The 17409-nt window shown below is 43.4% G+C and carries 14 protein-coding genes; 6 read left to right on the forward strand and 8 right to left on the reverse strand.

The features are described 5' to 3' along the window. Positions 1 to 56: 56 nt before the first annotated feature. The 3 genes from P0M11_RS07905 to P0M11_RS07915 all read right to left on the reverse strand — a co-directional run bounded on the left by P0M11_RS07905 (position 57) and on the right by P0M11_RS07915 (position 3725). Positions 57 to 1571: an FMN-binding glutamate synthase family protein gene (locus tag P0M11_RS07905; RefSeq protein WP_158063524.1), complete on the reverse strand. Its 1515-nt coding sequence runs from the start codon at positions 1569 to 1571 to the stop codon at positions 57 to 59. A gap of 111 nt (positions 1572 to 1682) precedes the next feature. After that, a complete protein-coding gene (gene mtaB / locus P0M11_RS07910; RefSeq protein ID WP_158063523.1) occupies positions 1683 to 3032 on the reverse strand; it encodes a tRNA (N(6)-L-threonylcarbamoyladenosine(37)-C(2))-methylthiotransferase MtaB in 1350 nt (449 codons plus the stop codon). A gap of 123 nt (positions 3033 to 3155) precedes the next feature. Further along, positions 3156 to 3725 carry a hypothetical protein gene (locus P0M11_RS07915; protein WP_275625187.1) on the reverse strand — a complete coding sequence of 190 codons (570 nt, stop codon included), beginning with the start codon at positions 3723 to 3725 and terminating at the stop codon, positions 3156 to 3158. A 288-nt stretch (positions 3726 to 4013) separates the two neighbouring features. Here P0M11_RS07915 and P0M11_RS07920 point away from each other — a divergent pair, with 288 nt between their 5' ends. The 3 genes from P0M11_RS07920 (at position 4014) to P0M11_RS07930 (ending at position 7329) form a co-directional block, all read left to right on the forward strand. Continuing rightward, complete coding sequence (locus P0M11_RS07920) at positions 4014 to 4853, forward strand: DUF3667 domain-containing protein (protein ID WP_275625188.1); 840 nt, start codon at positions 4014 to 4016, stop codon at positions 4851 to 4853. Between the two features lie 82 nt (positions 4854 to 4935). After that, a complete protein-coding gene (gene glgP, locus P0M11_RS07925) occupies positions 4936 to 6603 on the forward strand; it encodes an alpha-glucan family phosphorylase (protein ID WP_275625189.1) in 1668 nt (555 codons plus the stop codon). A gap of 66 nt (positions 6604 to 6669) precedes the next feature. After that, positions 6670 to 7329, forward strand: a complete 660-nt coding sequence (locus tag P0M11_RS07930) for an HPP family protein (protein ID WP_275625339.1) — start codon at positions 6670 to 6672, stop codon at positions 7327 to 7329. Positions 7330 to 7347: 18 nt separating this feature from the next. Here P0M11_RS07930 and P0M11_RS07935 read toward each other — a convergent pair whose 3' ends face one another. Then, positions 7348 to 7815 (reverse strand): hypothetical protein, encoded by a 468-nt coding sequence (locus P0M11_RS07935; RefSeq protein ID WP_275625190.1) that lies wholly within the window; start codon positions 7813 to 7815, stop codon positions 7348 to 7350. Positions 7816 to 7938: 123 nt separating this feature from the next. On the opposite strand from P0M11_RS07935, the gene P0M11_RS07940 reads away from it, so the two are divergent. After that, positions 7939 to 10065, forward strand: coding sequence for a S9 family peptidase (locus P0M11_RS07940; protein WP_275625191.1), 2127 nt, complete (start codon positions 7939 to 7941; stop codon positions 10063 to 10065). 18 nt (positions 10066 to 10083) lie between these two features. Next, complete coding sequence (locus P0M11_RS07945; protein ID WP_158063516.1) at positions 10084 to 11763, forward strand: peptide MFS transporter; 1680 nt, start codon at positions 10084 to 10086, stop codon at positions 11761 to 11763. A 111-nt stretch (positions 11764 to 11874) separates the two neighbouring features. Here P0M11_RS07945 and P0M11_RS07950 read toward each other — a convergent pair whose 3' ends face one another. Continuing rightward, positions 11875 to 12165: a hypothetical protein gene (locus tag P0M11_RS07950; protein ID WP_275625192.1), complete on the reverse strand. Its 291-nt coding sequence runs from the start codon at positions 12163 to 12165 to the stop codon at positions 11875 to 11877. A 170-nt stretch (positions 12166 to 12335) separates the two neighbouring features. Between P0M11_RS07950 and P0M11_RS07955 the strand changes: the two genes are divergently transcribed. Then, entirely contained in the window at positions 12336 to 14408 is a 2073-nt protein-coding gene (locus tag P0M11_RS07955) for an alpha-ketoacid dehydrogenase subunit alpha/beta (RefSeq protein WP_275625340.1), read from the forward strand. Positions 14409 to 15079: 671 nt separating this feature from the next. Here the strand turns inward: P0M11_RS07955 and P0M11_RS07960 are convergent. The 3 genes from P0M11_RS07960 to P0M11_RS07970 form a co-directional block, all read right to left on the reverse strand. Continuing rightward, positions 15080 to 15697 (reverse strand): hypothetical protein, encoded by a 618-nt coding sequence (locus P0M11_RS07960; protein ID WP_275625193.1) that lies wholly within the window; start codon positions 15695 to 15697, stop codon positions 15080 to 15082. A 146-nt stretch (positions 15698 to 15843) separates the two neighbouring features. Next, positions 15844 to 16239, reverse strand: coding sequence for a hypothetical protein (locus P0M11_RS07965; protein ID WP_275625194.1), 396 nt, complete (start codon positions 16237 to 16239; stop codon positions 15844 to 15846). A 152-nt stretch (positions 16240 to 16391) separates the two neighbouring features. Next, a complete protein-coding gene (locus P0M11_RS07970; RefSeq protein ID WP_275625341.1) occupies positions 16392 to 17408 on the reverse strand; it encodes a glycosyltransferase in 1017 nt (338 codons plus the stop codon). Position 17409: the final 1 nt, after the last annotated feature.

Below are 17409 nucleotides of genomic sequence, written 5' to 3' on the forward strand. Positions count from 1 at the left end.
TTTTTATTTACTCTCAGGTTCATTTACCTGGGATTGTCTAGAGCAGAATAAACTTCTCAGTGGTTTCTCTTCTTCACATTACCCAAAATATCCGGGAAATAAATATCGGACAGATGTTCAAACTCATCACCGCGCATGAACATGCTGGCATCCACCTCTTCGTAGGTTTCACGGCCGGCAGCTGCTATAAGCTCATTACAGGTTCTCAAGGTATTTTTATGGAAGTGATATACCCTCTCGGATTTATCCGTAACATCAAGACCCTTAATAAGCATCTTATCCTGTGTAGCCACCCCAGTAGGGCAAGCATTCGTATTACATCTCAGCGCCTGTATACAGCCCAGCGCGAACATAAAACCGCGCGCGTTGTTGCAGATATCGGCACCCATGGCTACTGCACGCAGGATATCCAGACTGGTAAGCACCTTACCGCTGGCAATGATTCTTAATTTATCACGCAAACCAAAATTGGTAAGTGTAGAATTTACGAATATAAGAGCAGGCTCCAGAGGCATTCCCACACCGTCGGAAAATTCCGGTGGGGCTGCTCCCGTTCCACCTTCCGCGCCGTCTACGGTTATAAAATCCGGATAAATTTTCAGTTCGTTCATCTGCACACAGATGTCTTCAAACTCTTTTGTATCACCAATACAAAGTTTAAAACCAATAGGTTTACCTCCGGAAAGGTCACGAAGCTGCTGCACAAACCTCAGAAGACCGGCAGCATCCGAGAAGGAAGAGTGTCCCGGTGGCGAAATAATGGTCATACCCGGCATAACGTGTCTGATCTTTGCAATCTCCGGTGTATTTTTAACTCCGGGAAGAACACCACCATGACCAGGCTTGGCTCCCTGCGACAGTTTAATTTCAATCATCTTTACATTTTCAATACTGGCCTTCTGCGCGAAAAGTTCAGGCGAGAATTTCCCATGTTCGTCCCGGCATCCAAAATAGCCGGTACCTATTTGCCAGCAAAGGTCGCCGCCTTCCATGTGATACGATGATATACCTCCCTCACCGGTATTGTGGTAAAATTGACCTTTCTTTGCTCCTCTGTTCAGGGAAAGCTGGGCTCGGTCACTCAACGAGCCAAAACTCATTGCGGAAATATTGAAAAGTGAAGCGCTGTATGGCTTTGAGCACTGTTCATTACCTACAATAACCCTTGGCAGTTCCTCTTTAGGCGATTTTGCATAGATAGAGTGCTTAATACCTTCATATTTTCTGTGGTTGATGTCCAGCTGTGTTCCAAATGCAACGGTATCACCCAGGTTTTTGGCCCGGCGGTAAGCAGCTGAACGCTCATTGCGCGGAAAAGGCTTTCCATCTGTTTCTCTTTCGATGAAATACTGCTGCATTTCCGGTGAAATACCCTCGAAAAAATAACGGAAATAACCCAAAACAGGAAAGTTACGCAGTATGGCATGTTTGGACTGGGTAATATTATACAGCCCCAGCAGATATAAGCACAACAGCAAAATGGGAATCCAGTAATGTGCCCGGATCAGCAGTGATACTACCAGTGTTCCGACTACCAGTACGGCTCCCCAGACTAAAAACTTATCTCTCATGATTTAAATAAAATTGGTATTGATTAATAAACTGATTTTCATTGAATGGTTTTGGTATATAACAAAATTCCGCTGGTATAGTCCAGCGGAATAAAAGTAAATAAATTAATTTTAAACGCTGACCAGGAAATTCTCGAATGTCGGAATGACTGTAACTGTTCCATCCTGTTCTGTTCTGAACAGTTTTACAGTCTCTGTTTGATTAACAGAGTTTTTGTCAAACGGTTTTTTTACACGGATATAGTTTTCGGTAAAACCGAACATCATTCCGTCCTTTTCTTCATGCTCCCACAACACCGGGAAGGACTTCCCAAGCTGACTTTCATAAAAAGCCATCTTCTTTTTCTCAGAAAGGATTCTGAGCATTTTATTACGTCTTTTGCGTTCCTGTACGGGCACTGCACCTTCCATTGATGCAGCTTCGGTATTTTCTCTTTCAGAATAGGTAAACACATGCAGATAGCTCACCGGCAACCTGTTTATAAACTGATATGTTTCCATAAAATGAGCCTCGGTTTCTCCGGGGAAGCCTACAATAACATCCACACCTATTGCAGCATCGGGCATGAGGCTACGGATGCTGTTTATTCTGTCTTCATACAGTCCGGTAAGATAACGCCGCTTCATTTTCTTCAGCACGTCATCGCTGCCCGACTGCAGCGGAATATGGAAATGCGGTACGAAACTGCGGCTGGCAGCCACTAACGCAATACTCTCATCCTTCAGTAAATTGGGCTCGATGGATGAAATCCTAATTCTTTCAATACCGTCCACACAGTCCAGTTCCGAAATAAGGTCCAGAAAAGTATGTTCGTGTTTTTTATTGCCGAATTCACCTTTTCCATAATCGCCAATGTTAACGCCAGTAAGAACAATTTCCTTAATCCCCCGGCGGGAAATCTCTTCAGCGTTCCGCACCACATTCTCAATGGTATCAGAACGGGAAATGCCACGAGCGAGAGGGATGGTACAGTAAGTACACTTATAGTCGCAGCCGTCCTGCACCTTCAGGAAAGCACGCGTACGGTCGCCGATGGAGTAGCTTCCGATAAAGAAATCTGCCTCTTCAATTTCGCAGGAATGTACAATACCTTCCTGTGCAGTTTTCTGCAGATCATCCAGATAACTCAGAATATTGAATTTTTCGCGCGCACCCAAAACGAGGTCTACTCCATCTATCCGTGAGATTTCCCCGGGCTTAAGCTGTGCATAGCAACCTACCACAACCACCAGACCTTCCGGATTGGCTTTCATAGCACGCTTTACATGCAGTTTACATTCGCGGTCCGCATTCTCCGTAACAGAGCAGGTATTAATAACATAGACCTGCGCCGCCTGGTCAAAATCCACCCGCGTATAACCTGCCGCCGTAAGCTGCCTGGCTATCGTTGATGTTTCAGCAAAATTGAGCTTGCAACCCAATGTATGATACGCTGCTGTTTTGGTGATCATGGACCTCATTCTTTCTGGACTGCAAATTTAGCAATTTATTCTCTATTCACCACCTTATATCTCACAAAAACAGCACAATGGTCAATTTGGCCTAACATTCACATTAACAACCTGATCCACCTCAAAAGGCAGCTAGGTTGCAGTTAAAGCATCGGGTTGATACCACGGACAGGAAAAGGACCCGCCACTTAACTGAAAAACCTTCCTCTGTAAAGTATCAAAAACCCGTATATCAGACAGGTTAAATTCAGAGGTATCATACAAATGAAGAGTGACAGACCTTCCATAAAAATTGTTCAGAAGGGATTGTACGAAATTACCGTTTACCTGGAAACGCTGACCGCAAAACCAGGAGTCCACACCGTCATAGTCTAAATAGGTTTCATTTTTACGATAGCGCACTTTTGTAATTGCACCCTGCAGCACCATAATTCTGAATTTGAATTTGCGGAAATCGAAAACAGGGGTATAAGCGTCCGGACCCCAGAGGAGCACCTCAGCGATATAGGGACCACGGAAAACCGGAACCGCGAGGCATTCTTCAGTTTTGATACTGATGTCAGACAGCCCATAGCAGTCATCAAAATCAGCATAACTGAGATTCAAAAACATATTACAGAATTCCTCAAAATCCTGTGGGGCGCGGTCTGCGAGTTGCCCGAGAATTTCTGCCAGGCGCACACTCTTTTCAGCACTTTTCATTGCTACAGGTTTAGGTATGTAAATTTACAGCTGAAGCCTCTCATAATACTTTAATAGTTAGTGATTTAAATCAGTTGTGATATTTATCAACACGTCAATTTCACCGACCAGACATGGGGCGCATTTCAGGCAAGACCGGGGCGGTGTGAGCTGATGACACAAAAATGTATCCTTTCCGAACCTATTATATAACTGCATTACTGATTAATCTTCATTATAATCCCATAATTCATCAAAATATCACAACAGTGTTGCATCACTTTTATTAATTTTGATAAAAACAAACTGATGATCCAACCTGAAAAAAGATGCAAGAATTGTGGGCAACACCTGCTATTGCATCAGAAGTTCTGCCACCAATGCGGCCAAAAGACTTCCACACAACGCATTGATTTTCATTTTCTCATTCACGAAATTCAGCACGGAATTTTCCACGTAGACGGCGGTATCTTCTATACCCTGAAACAGCTTTTCACGCGGCCCGGACATATGCTGAGGGATTATCTGAACGGCAAAAGACAGCAGCATTTTAAACCGTTGCTTCTAGTGGTCATTCTGGGATCCCTTTGTTCTCTTATTCAATATCTTCTTAAACCTGAAAAATCGAAGGTTGAGGACAATGACCTGATCACAACGGAAATTACCGAGAATTCTGCGGGCGATTATATGGACTTCCAGGGTTTTATTGAATATTTCAGAGAAATTTTCAATTGGCTGGGCGGCCATTTTGCCATTACCGTCCTACTGATGCTGCCCGCCGCAGCATTTGGATTCTATCTGGGATTCCGGAAATATAAATATAATTACGCAGAGTGGCTGTTAATCCTGCTCTTCCTTACAGCGCAGTCACTGGCTGTGTATGTATTCTTTATACCTTTTCGAGTGCTCGCAGGCATCAGCATATTCTGGTTCTATTTTATTTCCTGGCTGCTGATTACGGCTTCACTGATTCAGTTCTGCCAAGGTACCAAAAAACGCTACATCGTTTTGCGGTCGTTCTGGTCCATGTTCCTTTCCTACATCATTGCCTTAATTTATATTATTCTGGCGATCTTCCTCCTGGCATTTATTGGCTTACTGCGTTACGGATATACGGGACTGCTTCCCGAACTTATTAAGACATGGTAACCAGTGTACAGTCGCATTCTAAAGCGGCCGGCTCCATTAATTATTTATATTTGCAGGTCTAATTACACAAAAGAACCGAACTATGGATTTTAAGAACTACGTAATACCGTATGAGGTAAACAGCGAATACTCGAAAAAGACAGCCTATTTTTCAATGGAGTTCGCGATTGACCAGGCGCTTAAAATCTATTCCGGTGGACTTGGTTTTCTTGCAGGCTCCCATATGCGAAGTGCGTACAACCTGAAACAGAATCTCGTTGGTATAGGAATCCTGTGGAAATTCGGATATTACGATCAGGCAAGAAATCACGACCAAACCCTTCAGCCCACGTGGACCCGGAAAATGTACACCTTTCTTACAGACACCGAACTGAAATTCCAGATCGAAATACATTCGGCCAAGGTGTGGGTTAAAGTATTTTATCTGGATCCTGAAATCTTTAACACCGCGCCCATATTCTTTCTTTCTACAGATGTGCCGGAAAACGATCATCTTTCAAAAACGATCTGTCACAGACTGTACGACGCCAACGAATCCACAAAAATCGCGCAGTATATTTTACTTGGTAAAGGTGGGGCCCGACTCCTGGAAGAACTGAATCTTGACAGAGATGTCTATCACCTGAATGAAGCACACGGACTGCCCGCTGCTTTTCACCTGCTGAAAAAATATGGTGGTGATCTTGGCAAGGTTCAGGAAAAGTTGGTCTTCACTACCCACACCCCCGAAGAAGCAGGTAATGAAAAGCACAACTTCCAGATGTGTTATGACATGTCTTATTTTTCCGGTCTCAGTAAGGAAAAGGTAAAAGAGATAGAGGGAGGTAGTGATCCTGAGTTATTTAACCATTCACTTTGTGCGCTTAGGCTTGCAAGAATCGCCAACGGAGTTTCCGAGTTGCATGGTCATGTTTCGCGCGCCATGTGGGGCAAGTATCAGGGAATCTGCGAAATAACGTCCATTACCAATGCCCAGGAATTCAGGTACTGGTCAGACAAACCTCTTTACGATGCCAGGCAAAATAACGATCACGGCCTTTTTGACCTGAGAAAGAAGCACATAAAAAAACGGCTGTTCAAAACGGTGGCAGACCAGTGCGGAAAACTTTTTGATCCGGAAGTCTTTACCATTGTCTGGGCAAGACGTTTTGCCGGATATAAGCGTGCAGATCTGTTGCTGCACGACAGAGCAAGATTTGAAAAACTGCTGAACCACCCAAAGTATCCTGTGCAGATTATTTGGGCCGGAAAACCCTATCCTATGGATTATTCGGCCATCTCCATGTTCAACACACTGGTGGAGGAAAGTAAATATTTCAAGAATATGGCCGTACTTACAGGTTATGAACTGGCCCTGAGCAAACTGATGAAACAGGGTTCAGATCTGTGGCTGAACAATCCTCGTGTACCGCGGGAAGCGTCCGGGACTTCCGGAATGACCGCGGCAATGAACGCGTCGGTAAACTTATCAACAGACGACGGCTGGATTCCGGAATTCGCGCGACATGGTGAGAACTCATTTGTAGTTCCCAAGGCAGACTATGCTGAAATGAGTGTATATGAACAGGACCGATATGATATGCAGAAACTGTATGATCTGCTGGAAAATGAAATCGTACCCACCTACTATGAGCATCCCGAAAAATGGAGGAAAATCCAGTGGCAGGCCATGGATGACGTAAAGGACGCCTTCAACAGTGACCGTATGGCCCACGAATATTATAAGAAGATTTACGAAACAAAACCGTAACTGAATGAACTTGGGAGATTCAGAGACGGCGGGCTTAATTACGATTTAAAATCAGAACAGGAACCGATTGTGAGAAAACAGCTTAAACGTTCTTACAGGATCAGCAGATATGTAGTCTACAAAGAAACGCTGATTGATTACAGGGAAAAATTATGGTCCTTTGTAGGTTCTTTTTTAGGAATCGGCATTATTGCAGCCATACAGAGTTTTTTTCTAAACGCTCATGACAACCTCTTTCTCATAGGGTCATTCGGTGCAAGCAGTGTGCTGATCTACGGAGTAATACAGAGCCCGCTGGCCCAACCGCGAAATCTGCTTGGAGGCCATCTGGTGAGTGCCCTGGTTGGAGTGACAGTTGCACAGGTGCTACCCGACATTCTCTGGATTACCGCACCATTGGCAGTGTCGCTGTCTATACTGGGAATGCAGTTCACCAAGACCCTGCATCCACCCGGCGGTGCTACCGCACTTATTGCCGTAAGCGGGTCGGAACAGATAAAAGCAATGGGTTATCTGTACGTACTGTATCCGGTGCTGGCCGGTGTCATTATTCTTTTACTCGTGGCCCTGCTGGTAAATAACATTACCTCACAGCGCGTCTATCCCAACGACGGCCGTTTTTCCCGAACCTTCAACTGGTTTCTTAATCCAGTACGAACCCAATCCGTACAAATAAAAAGAGGCCGCAGACTAAGAAGGCTGAAACGGCAAATAAGAAGGAGGTAAACGCACTTTTTCTGTTATCTAAATTTTGCGTGCAACTCCAATTTCATATACCTTGGTATGTTTAAGATACTTGGCACGTTCGCGAGAGGTCACCGATTCAAACCGGTTATCGCGCAGAACAATGATAGGATCCTCCGAAATCTCAAGTTCCGCATTTGTAATGTATTTCTCTTCAAAGCTCATACGGTCAGCAGATGATTTTAACCGCTGCAGATCGTCGGCATAACGCCTGAAACCCGGATCAGATGAATGTATGAACTTATATTCAGGTCCCGCATCAGCATAAAAATGCAGTTTTTTTTCAATTAACCCTGCTTCATTGGTAATTTCGGGATTATCATTGCCGTCCAGGAATCCAACTTCCACCACTTCGCCGCCTTGTGATGCTGCATAACTTTCCGCATCGCGGTACCTGGGGAAACCAACTGTGATCTCAAGACCAGCCAGCCGGTATTTACTGAGTTTTTTCTGATTGTAAGTTTCCATAATACCTTAGGTGTTAGATTACTACAGTAAATTTACAACTAAAATAAGCTAAACTCAACTTATTTCCGGAGATAAATCTTCAAATTGAGAATTTTGTTATCTTTGAAATCTTATCAAATTTTCATGAGAAAAATCATTATATCGCTCTGTCTGTTGGGTACAATGGCACTTTCCGGACAGGAAATTACTTTGGATAAAATTTACTCCGGGTATTACAGGGGCAACGGTATTGCAGGCATAGCTTCGCTGAAAGGCGGCGAAAACTATGCTGTAATTGAACCCACTGGAATTGCTAAATATTCCTACAAAACCTCACAGAAAGCAGGAAATATTGTTGACGGCAGTTTTGAATCCTATATTTTCAGTGATGATGAAAGTAAGATCTTACTGCTGAAGGAAAGTGAACCCATCTACAGACATTCATTCCTGGGCAAATTTGATGTCAAGGACCTGAAGTCGGGTACAGTCATCAGCCTTAACAATGGAGACTTCGTTCAGGAACCGACTTTCTCTCCGGACGGAACCAAGGTGGCTTTCATCGCAGATAATAATCTTTACTATCAGGACCTGAACTCACAGAAAATAACCCAAATCACTACAGACGGACAAAAAAATTATATCCTTAACGGTCTGGCCGACTGGGTATATGAGGAGGAATTCGGGCACGCCCGGCAGTACGAGTGGACTAAAAACTCGGATGCTATCGTTTTCATCAAATCAGACGAAACTGCAGTACCCGAAATGTACATCCCAATCTATAACAAGCAGCTGTATCCCTCCGAAATGAGGTTCAAATATCCTAAAGCCGGCGAAACCAACTCTACGGTTTCCGCACAGCTTTACAGATTGGATTCGGGAAAAGTTACCGCACTTGACCTGTCGGGATTCAAAAATTACTACCTGCCCAATGTCTTCCGCACCGCCAAGTCTGATGAGATCATCCTTATTACCTCGGAACGGACTCAAAATGCGTCAGATGTACTTAAAGTCAATACGAAAACAGGAAAGATAACCAAGCTGTTCACAGAAACTGATGAGAAGTGGGTGGATACAGACAATGTGACGCTGGAATTCCTGGAGGACAACTCATTTATCTGGGGCTCCGAACGTGACGGTTTCCGCCATCTGTACTGGTATACGCCCGACGGTAAGCTCAAAAAGCAGATAACCAAAGGAAACTGGGAGGTAACGGACTACTATGGTTATAACCCTAAAACTAAGGAGGTGCTGGTTCAAACTACACAAAAAGGAAGCATCAACAAGGTAGTTTCCAAAATTAACATCCAAAACGGAAAATCGGCAATCATCTCCAATACCGAAGGCAACAACCGCGCGAATTTCAGCGGAAATTATCAGTACTTCATCGAGACCTCATCAACAGCGTCCCGTCCTTTTACTTATATTCTGAAAGACGGGAACGGCAAAACGGTGAAGGAACTGCAGAACAACAACCAACTGCTGCAGAAGCTGCAGGCAGATAATATGGTGACCAGGGAATTCTTCACCATTCCGAACAATGCCGGTGACCAGATGAACGCCTGGGTAATGAAGCCAAAAAACTTTGACCCAAACAAGAAATACCCGCTGTTCATGTTTCAGTATTCCGGACCCGGCTCTCAAAGTGTAAGCAATTCCTGGGACGGTGGAAACGGCCTTTGGTTCAACCATCTCGTACAGCAGGGATATATTGTTGCCTGTGTAGATGGCCGTGGAACAGGTTATAAAGGCACCAAGTACAAAAAATCCACCTATCTGAACCTAGGCAAATATGAAACTGAAGATCAGATCACCGCTGCACAATGGTTTGGCAGGCAATCCTATATCGATGCAGACCGAATCGGTATTTTTGGATGGAGTTTCGGCGGCTATATGGCCAGTCTGGCGCTTACAAAAGGGGCAGACGTATTTAAAGTTGGTATTGCCGTAGCCCCGGTAACCAACTGGCGCTATTATGACACCGTTTACACCGAAAGATTCTTAAGGACTCCTCAGGAAAACCCTAAAGGTTATGACGAAAACAGTCCTACTGAATATGCTGAACTGATGAAAGGCAAATTTTTACTGATCCACGGAACGGCGGATGACAATGTTCATTTCCAGAATGCCCTGGAATTCTCTGAGGCACTGATTCAAAATAAGAAACAGTTTGAATTTATGGCGTATCCAGACAAAAATCATGGCATTTTCGGTGGAAATACAAGACCGCAGCTCTACCAGAAAATGACCGACTTTATCCTGCAGAATTTATAAAACAACTAAAAATTAAATATGGCGACAAGCAACAACAAGCACCCTAAGGGGCTTCCCTATCTCTTTTTCACGGAAATGTGGGAAAGGTTCGGATATTATCTTATTCTTGGAATCTTTGTTCTGTATATGATTGACCCCAAGGATACGGGTGGTATGAATTTCTTACCAAAAGATGCCTACGATATTTTCGGGACTTTCATAGCGCTGACCTACCTAACGCCATTCCTGGGCGGATTTCTGGCGGACAGGGTTCTGGGTTACGTAAAGGCGATCTATATTGGCGGTATTTTGATGGCAGCCGGTTATATTGGCATTGGACTCTTTCAGCAGTTACCCCTGTTTTACCTTTCTCTGGCACTGGTAATCCTTGGAAACGGCTTCTTTAAACCCAGTATTTCAACGCTTTTGGGGAATCTGTATTCCGAAGAGCCCTATACCGCCAACAAAGATGCAGGTTACAATATTTTCTATATGGGCATCAATATCGGAGCGCTGATCTGTAACTTCGTGGCTGCCTATATGCGTAACGAATATGGATGGGGACCAGCATTCATCACCGCGGGAGTAGGAATGCTGGTAGGGCTGCTTGTGTTTACAGTAGGCATGAAACATGTTCGCAAGGCAAATGTGATGAAACCTGTGCAGGAGGGTGATACCAAACTGTCCACCGTATTGCTTCAGGTATTCTTACCAGCGGTAATTGCCGGAGTTATAGGATGGTTCTTGCCGGGTATGATTTTAGGCGACACCATTTTTGGAAAACAGACTGACGACGCCTTCCTTTTTGCATGTATTCCTGTGGTTTACTTCTATATGAGCCTTTATTTCAAGGCTAATCAGGAGGATAAGAGACCCATTGGGGCTTTGCTTACCATTTTTGCTGTATGTTTGATGTTCTGGGCAATTTTTAAACAAAATGGTACCGCCCTGACCAACTGGGCAGAGAATTATACGGACCGTACCGCTCCGGCATTTCTGGAAGAGCCGCTGAAGGCCTTCTCACTGGTTGAAAATAAAGAATATATAGATCAGGAAGTAACTTCCTATGACGATCAGTTTGTAGGTCTTAAGGACGATGCAGGTGAGCCACTGCGCATTATGGGAAAAGATGTCTATTTCCGGAATATCAGCCCGGAACAGCGACAGTCTTTGGAGGCAGCCTCAGATAAGAACATTTACCTTTTCAATACAGAATTGTTCCAGTCCGTAAATCCATTCTGGGTTATTGTTCTTACACCTGTTGTAGTTGGAGTTTTCATGTTCCTGAGAAGGCGTGGCAAAGAACCAAGCACACCCTCCAAGATCGTCCTTGGTCTTTTTATCTCCGCACTCTCATGTCTTGTGATGGTAGGTGCAGTATATGCCGGCGGAAACGGTCTGGAGAAAGTTTCCTCCTGGTGGCTAATTGCAGCCTACGGAGTTATTACAGTAGGTGAACTCTGCCTTTCGCCTATGGGACTTTCTTTGGTTTCCAAACTGTCTCCCCCAAGGATTACTGCGCTTATGATGGGAGGCTTTTTCCTGTCCACCTCAATCGGAAATAAACTTTCAGGCGTACTGGCAAGTATGTGGTACAATTATGAAGATAAAGCCAATTTCTTCTGGGTAAACTTCGGACTGCTGCTTGTAGCGACACTCCTGGGATTAGCTATCCTGAAAAACCTTAACAAGGTTATGCGCGAGAAAGGCGTGAAGTAAAAGCCCCTAGCTTCATATTAAACAATCCGTTTCGGTAACCGAAGCGGATTGCTTTTTCATTGAAATAAGTGAGATTTCAAAAAGATGACAGATACCCAATGAAATGGTTTATTAATAACAGGTAATTCTGTATTCGTATTCTTCTTTACGGGTATTTCCGTTGGGCAGTACAGTGGAAGTCTGTACACCTGCCGAAGCTAAGGTACCGTCCAGCGAACAGTCGTTACTGCCAATTGGTTCTTCTGTGCCCATTCCACTCCACGGAGTAGCTGCTACAATAGTTTGGCTGGTTCCCTGATACTCTGCAGTTCGTTCCCAACGCTGCTGGGTACAGTCACATTTGTCGTTGGAACTCTCGCAGGACGCTAAAAACAGGACGGTGAATGAAAGAATGTATCTCATGCTTATGAATTTTAAAATGTTGAAATGGCTATATCAAAGAACTAACCATATTTTTTAAATCAGGTGTGGTGCGAAACATCATATAAATCAAAATGAAAATTGTGAAACGTAAAAATCATCTGCATTTCCGTTCTAAAATCATTTTAACAAAATCCTTATCTTTGCTTTCTATGGAGATTACGACTAAAGAGAAAATTTCGCAGGACATTCTGCTTAAAGCTTATAACCATATGATGCTTGCCAAAGCAATGGCAGACATTTACGAGGAAAACCGCACCATTACCAAATACGTACACAGCACCTCGCGGGGTCACGAAGCCATACAGCTGGCCACTGCCTATCAGTTAACTAAAGACGATTGGGTGTCTCCTTATTACCGTGACGAAAGTATACTGATGGGAATTGGGTTTGAACCTTACAGGCTTATGCTTCAGTTACTGGCAAAAGCCGGTGACCCTTTTTCCGGCGGACGTTCATACTACTCCCACCCTTCCAGCCTGGAAGAGGATAAACCAAAGATTATCCACCAGAGTTCCGCCACCGGCATGCAGGCAATCCCAACCACAGGCGTAGCTCAGGGAATAAAATACATTGAGGAATTCAACCTGAAAACCTTTGAAAACAATCCTGTAGTTGTGTGCAGTTTCGGCGACAACTCCGTTACGGAAGGCGAAGTTTCTGAGGCTTTCCAGTTTGCAGCGCTCCATCAGCTTCCTGTTATTTTCCTGGTGCAGGATAATGAATGGGGAATTTCTGTTACAAAAGAAGAAGCAAGGACTTCAGACGCTTATGATTTTGCGACCGGATTTGTAGGTCTAAACAGAATGCGTGTAGACGGAACCGACTTCGTAGCGAGTTATGAAGCGATGAAAGAAGCGGTGGATTTCGTACGTACGGAACGCAAGCCAATGCTGGTGTGCGCAAAAACTGTGCTTATAGGTCATCACACTTCCGGTGTACGACGTGAATTCTACCGTGACGATGCCGACCTTGTGAAGCACCGCGCAAAAGATCCGGGCGATATCCTCAGAAATCACCTAATGGAGGAAGGCGTTACGGAGGAGGTACTAAAGCAGATTACAAAAAAGGCACGTATTGAGGCCGAAGAAGCGTTCCAGAAAGCCATCGCTGCCGAAGATCCAAAACCCGAAACGGTAGCAGACCATGTTTTTGCTCCCACACCTGTTACAGAAGAAAGCGGTATCCGTGAACCTGAAGGCGGCGAGAAAATCGTAATGGTTGATGCTGCTATTCACGCCATACAGGAACTGATGTGGAAGCATCCTGAAGCCCTGCTTTACGGCCAGGACGTTGGCGAAAGGATTGGCGGCGTATTCCGCGAAACGGTGACGCTGGGTCAGAAATTTGGAAAGAAGCGTGTCTTCAATACCCCAATCCAGGAAGCATACATCATTGGTTCCACCGCGGGAATGAGTGCCGTTGGACTGAAGCCGATCGTAGAAGTTCAGTTTGCCGATTATATTTACCCCGGAATCAACCAGTTGATCACCGAAATATCAAAATCCTGCTATCTTTCGCAGGGCAAGTTCCCCGTAAGCAATATCATAAGAGTACCTATCGGTGCCTATGGCGGAGGTGGCCCTTACCACAGCGGAAGTGTGGAGAGCATTTTGGCCAATATCAAGGGAATCAAGATTGCCTATCCGAGTAACGCTGCCGATTTTAAAGGTTTGCTGAAAGCCGCATATTACGACCCGAATCCTGTGATTATGCTGGAACATAAAGGGCTGTACTGGAGCAAGGTTCCGGGAACTGAAGATGCAAAGACAGTAGAACCGGATGAGGACTATATCCTGCCGTTAGGTAGAGGTAATATCCTGCTTGAAGCCGATCCTTCGGAAACTAAAAAAGGCCGGACAATGGTTGTTGTAACGTACGGGATGGGCGTTTTCTGGGCGAAGGAAGCCGCTAAGAAATTTGCCGGCCGTGTGGAGATCATCGACCTTAGAACTCTGATTCCGCTGGATGAAGACCTGGTATTCGAAAGGGTAAAACTCCACGGAAAATGTATCGTCCTTACCGAAGAGCAGATCCAGAACTCGTTTGCGGAAGCATTTGCGCACAGGATCACAAACAACTGTTTCAAACATCTGGATGCCGCCATTGAAGCAGTAGGCTCACTGAATCTGCCCGCTGTACCTATCAACCTGGTGCTTGAGAAGGAAATGCTGCCCAATGCCGATAAATTATCGAAGAAAATTGAAAGACTGCTGAATGATTAACTAATGAAGGACACTGAAAGGTGTCCTTTAATGAAAATGTTTCGGAAAAGCCTCTTCAGCCTTTTTAATTTCTGTAGGAGAAAGAATCAGCAAGTAATCGCACTCAATTTCTCATGGTTTTTTAAAGTACAATTAATTTGGCAGATATTCAGGGATAACCAAACCGAGCCATTGGCTTACTATCGGGACAGAGTTAATAAGACAAATAATCCGAGGGAAAATACTATATATCCAACCAAAATCCAACCGTCTCTGGTGATGTTTGGTGATTCCTTAACAGCCTTTATTTTTTTCTCAGGAACAGCAAAATGAAATATTGCGTACAGAATGCCCGCCATAACTAAACCCACAGTAAAACGGAATGGTTTAGGGTGGCTAAGATAATATGAATTCCACTGCGTGAATTGATCAGGAATTAAAAGAAGTAAAACATTGACAATAGTTAATACTATTGTTAATAAAAATGCAAACACCGACTTAGAATATGGAATGTCCTTGGTGGCACCCGTGCGGTAATATCTGTAAAATAAAAAAAGTATATAGTACATCATAACTACATTCCTGCCTAAATGATTTATTCGCTGCATTCAGTCTCCTCCCTTTGACATGCTAAACTTTTTACAGGGCTTTACTTCGTAGACCATTCTAGCTGCTTAGCATATCCATAAATACTACCTGGATAGTATCCTTATCAGCATTCCAATCACAAAAATAAGGATTGTAACTGCACTAAAAACTTTAAAATAGAAAGCAATTTTGCTGTCTGTATTCTTCTTGTCTTTTATTTTGGAGAGGTTCGCCCTACCGGTAAACATTAGCTTCAGGTATTCCTTTCCTGACAGATTTCTTTTAATTACCGGAAGTGGAATAGCAGCAATGATCTCGTCCATATTTTTGTAGTACAGACCCATAATCTTAAATTGGGTAATATTGTTATGGTCTACAAGATAAACTACCTCATAAGTCCCGCCACTTCCGCTTTCAGTAGTTTTATAAATGCCTGTGTAGTCTTTAAAATAAAGGGTTTTTCCAAAAGGGTGGAATATGGAACGAAAATAAAAGGAGTGCTTTTCTTTTCGAGTATCTATAATTAAAAATTTAAATTCCTTTATAAGGTAGATGATGAAAAAAACAAGGCACGAAAAAAATAAGATGAATAACCAATCATCTCTACCAACATTATTATTAACGATTGGCTTACAGACATAAAATATCAAACCAAATAATGCCAATATTAACATGAAAATAAACCATATTAAACTTTTCAACAAAAAAATACTTCTAATCATTTTGTTATATCAATAAATTCCATTATACATTTCAATCGTGATTTTGCTTCCGAAATCACTATCATCAATAACATCGGAGAGCGTGTAAAACCCTTCTTGATGACCACCAAAGAATTGTAGATTCCAACACCATTGTCAGCAATAAATCAAGCTCCCGCGACAACGCTTCCTACTCCAGTAAAGGAGGCACCTATCATCGCTGCATTTATTGCATGCGACGGCTTCAATTCTCCCGACAGAGCAATATCTGCAGCAACCAAAATACCTCCGGGTGATTTACTGCTCAATGTTTTCAGTGGGGCCAATTGGTTCATACGCGCTGCTTTGACTAAGTTATTGTTCCAATAATTTTGTCCGTTTTTCATCTGCGTGAGCGGCCTGCTCCATTTGTAAAAAAACGCCTTCCCTATTAGTAGCAAAAAAATTGCAACCAAAGCTACTATCAGCAGAAAAAACGAAATTGCTTTGTTTACAAAAAATCTGTTAATCAGCTTGAAATTATAATTATAGAATTTTTCAAATTTAAGATTTACCAAACCCATTCAAAGGATATTAATGTCAGTTACAGCCTCACTGCCACACCAGTACATTAAATAGCAGCTCTAATATATAACAACTTAAATATTTCAGGAACTACAGCTTCAGATATAACCCACTTTCAAATTACATATAATTAATTGCAGCGACTGTTTTTCTAGATTTTATGAAAATGCCTAGGAAAAGCATCTTCAGGTTTCATTCTTAAAATATTAAGCAGGAACCAGGATTTCAGAAATCCATACCCGTAAGAAAACATTTGGATATAGGTGGAAATGATGGCCATAGAGGCTACGCTGATGTTGCGGGTCTTGTACAAAGCATGGAAAAATATTAGAAAGGTGTACAAACCGTACATGGTGAGTAAAAAACCTTTGTCCAGAATAAAATATTCAATAAAACCCAGAATATAACCCAGCAGGAATAAAGTCGGAAATGCGAATGATATCTTCACATACTCCGGATGCCTCTGATTGAGAATCGGTCTGGCACAGCCAAACTGATAAACCTGCTTGGAGAATTTACCGAAGTCAACGCGCCGCTTATGATACACACCAATGTCATCAAAAAAAGCAGTTTTGAATCCGTTTTCCCAAAGCGTCATGGAAAGGTCCGGATCTTCGCCGATGCGCATCTCAGAAAAACCTCCTACTTTATCAAAGGCCGACTTCCTCACACCCATATTGAAACTGCGCGGCTGGAAGCGACTCACCGCCTTCTTGGAACCGCGGATTCCGCCTGTTGTAAACACCGAGGTCATGGAATAGGAAATAGCCTTTTGCATTAGATTGAAGCCCTTATGCGCCTTATCGGCACCGCCAAAGGCATCACATTCGGAGGTAATCACATTGCTTTTAATGTTTGCAATATAATCCTTCTCCACAATGACGTCTGAATCTACAAAAACCAGCCAGTGATTTTCATCGTTCGCGGAAGTTACACGTCGGGCACCGTAATTGCGGGAAAGTCCGGGTCCCGAGTTATCTTTCCTGAAGAATTTAATATCCAGTTTTTCAGCGAACAGGTTAACCGTGGGCCGAAGGTCCAGCAGCGAGCCATCATCCACAATCACTACCTCAAAATTGGGATCTGTTTGCAGGGACAGGGATTTCAGCAACTCGTAAAGTTCTTCCTTACGGTTGTAAATGGCGATGATGACCGAAACGTTTATCAAT

Source organism: Kaistella sp. PBT33-4 (genome assembly GCF_029194425.1).
Classification (GTDB): domain Bacteria; phylum Bacteroidota; class Bacteroidia; order Flavobacteriales; family Weeksellaceae; genus Marnyiella.

Coding starts and splice junctions, on each gene's coding strand:
- P0M11_RS07905 (WP_158063524.1), bottom strand. CDS start 1,571: ATGAGAGATAAGTTTTTAGTCTGGGGAGCCGTACTGGTAGTCGGAACA.
- mtaB (WP_158063523.1), bottom strand. CDS start 3,032: ATGAGGTCCATGATCACCAAAACAGCAGCGTATCATACATTGGGTTGC.
- P0M11_RS07915 (WP_275625187.1), bottom strand. CDS start 3,725: ATGAAAAGTGCTGAAAAGAGTGTGCGCCTGGCAGAAATTCTCGGGCAA.
- P0M11_RS07920 (WP_275625188.1), top strand. CDS start 4,014: ATGATCCAACCTGAAAAAAGATGCAAGAATTGTGGGCAACACCTGCTA.
- glgP (WP_275625189.1), top strand. CDS start 4,936: ATGGATTTTAAGAACTACGTAATACCGTATGAGGTAAACAGCGAATAC.
- P0M11_RS07935 (WP_275625190.1), bottom strand. CDS start 7,815: ATGGAAACTTACAATCAGAAAAAACTCAGTAAATACCGGCTGGCTGGT.
- P0M11_RS07940 (WP_275625191.1), top strand. CDS start 7,939: ATGAGAAAAATCATTATATCGCTCTGTCTGTTGGGTACAATGGCACTT.
- P0M11_RS07945 (WP_158063516.1), top strand. CDS start 10,084: ATGGCGACAAGCAACAACAAGCACCCTAAGGGGCTTCCCTATCTCTTT.
- P0M11_RS07950 (WP_275625192.1), bottom strand. CDS start 12,165: ATGAGATACATTCTTTCATTCACCGTCCTGTTTTTAGCGTCCTGCGAG.
- P0M11_RS07955 (WP_275625340.1), top strand. CDS start 12,336: ATGGAGATTACGACTAAAGAGAAAATTTCGCAGGACATTCTGCTTAAA.
- P0M11_RS07960 (WP_275625193.1), bottom strand. CDS start 15,697: ATGATTAGAAGTATTTTTTTGTTGAAAAGTTTAATATGGTTTATTTTC.
- P0M11_RS07965 (WP_275625194.1), bottom strand. CDS start 16,239: ATGGGTTTGGTAAATCTTAAATTTGAAAAATTCTATAATTATAATTTC.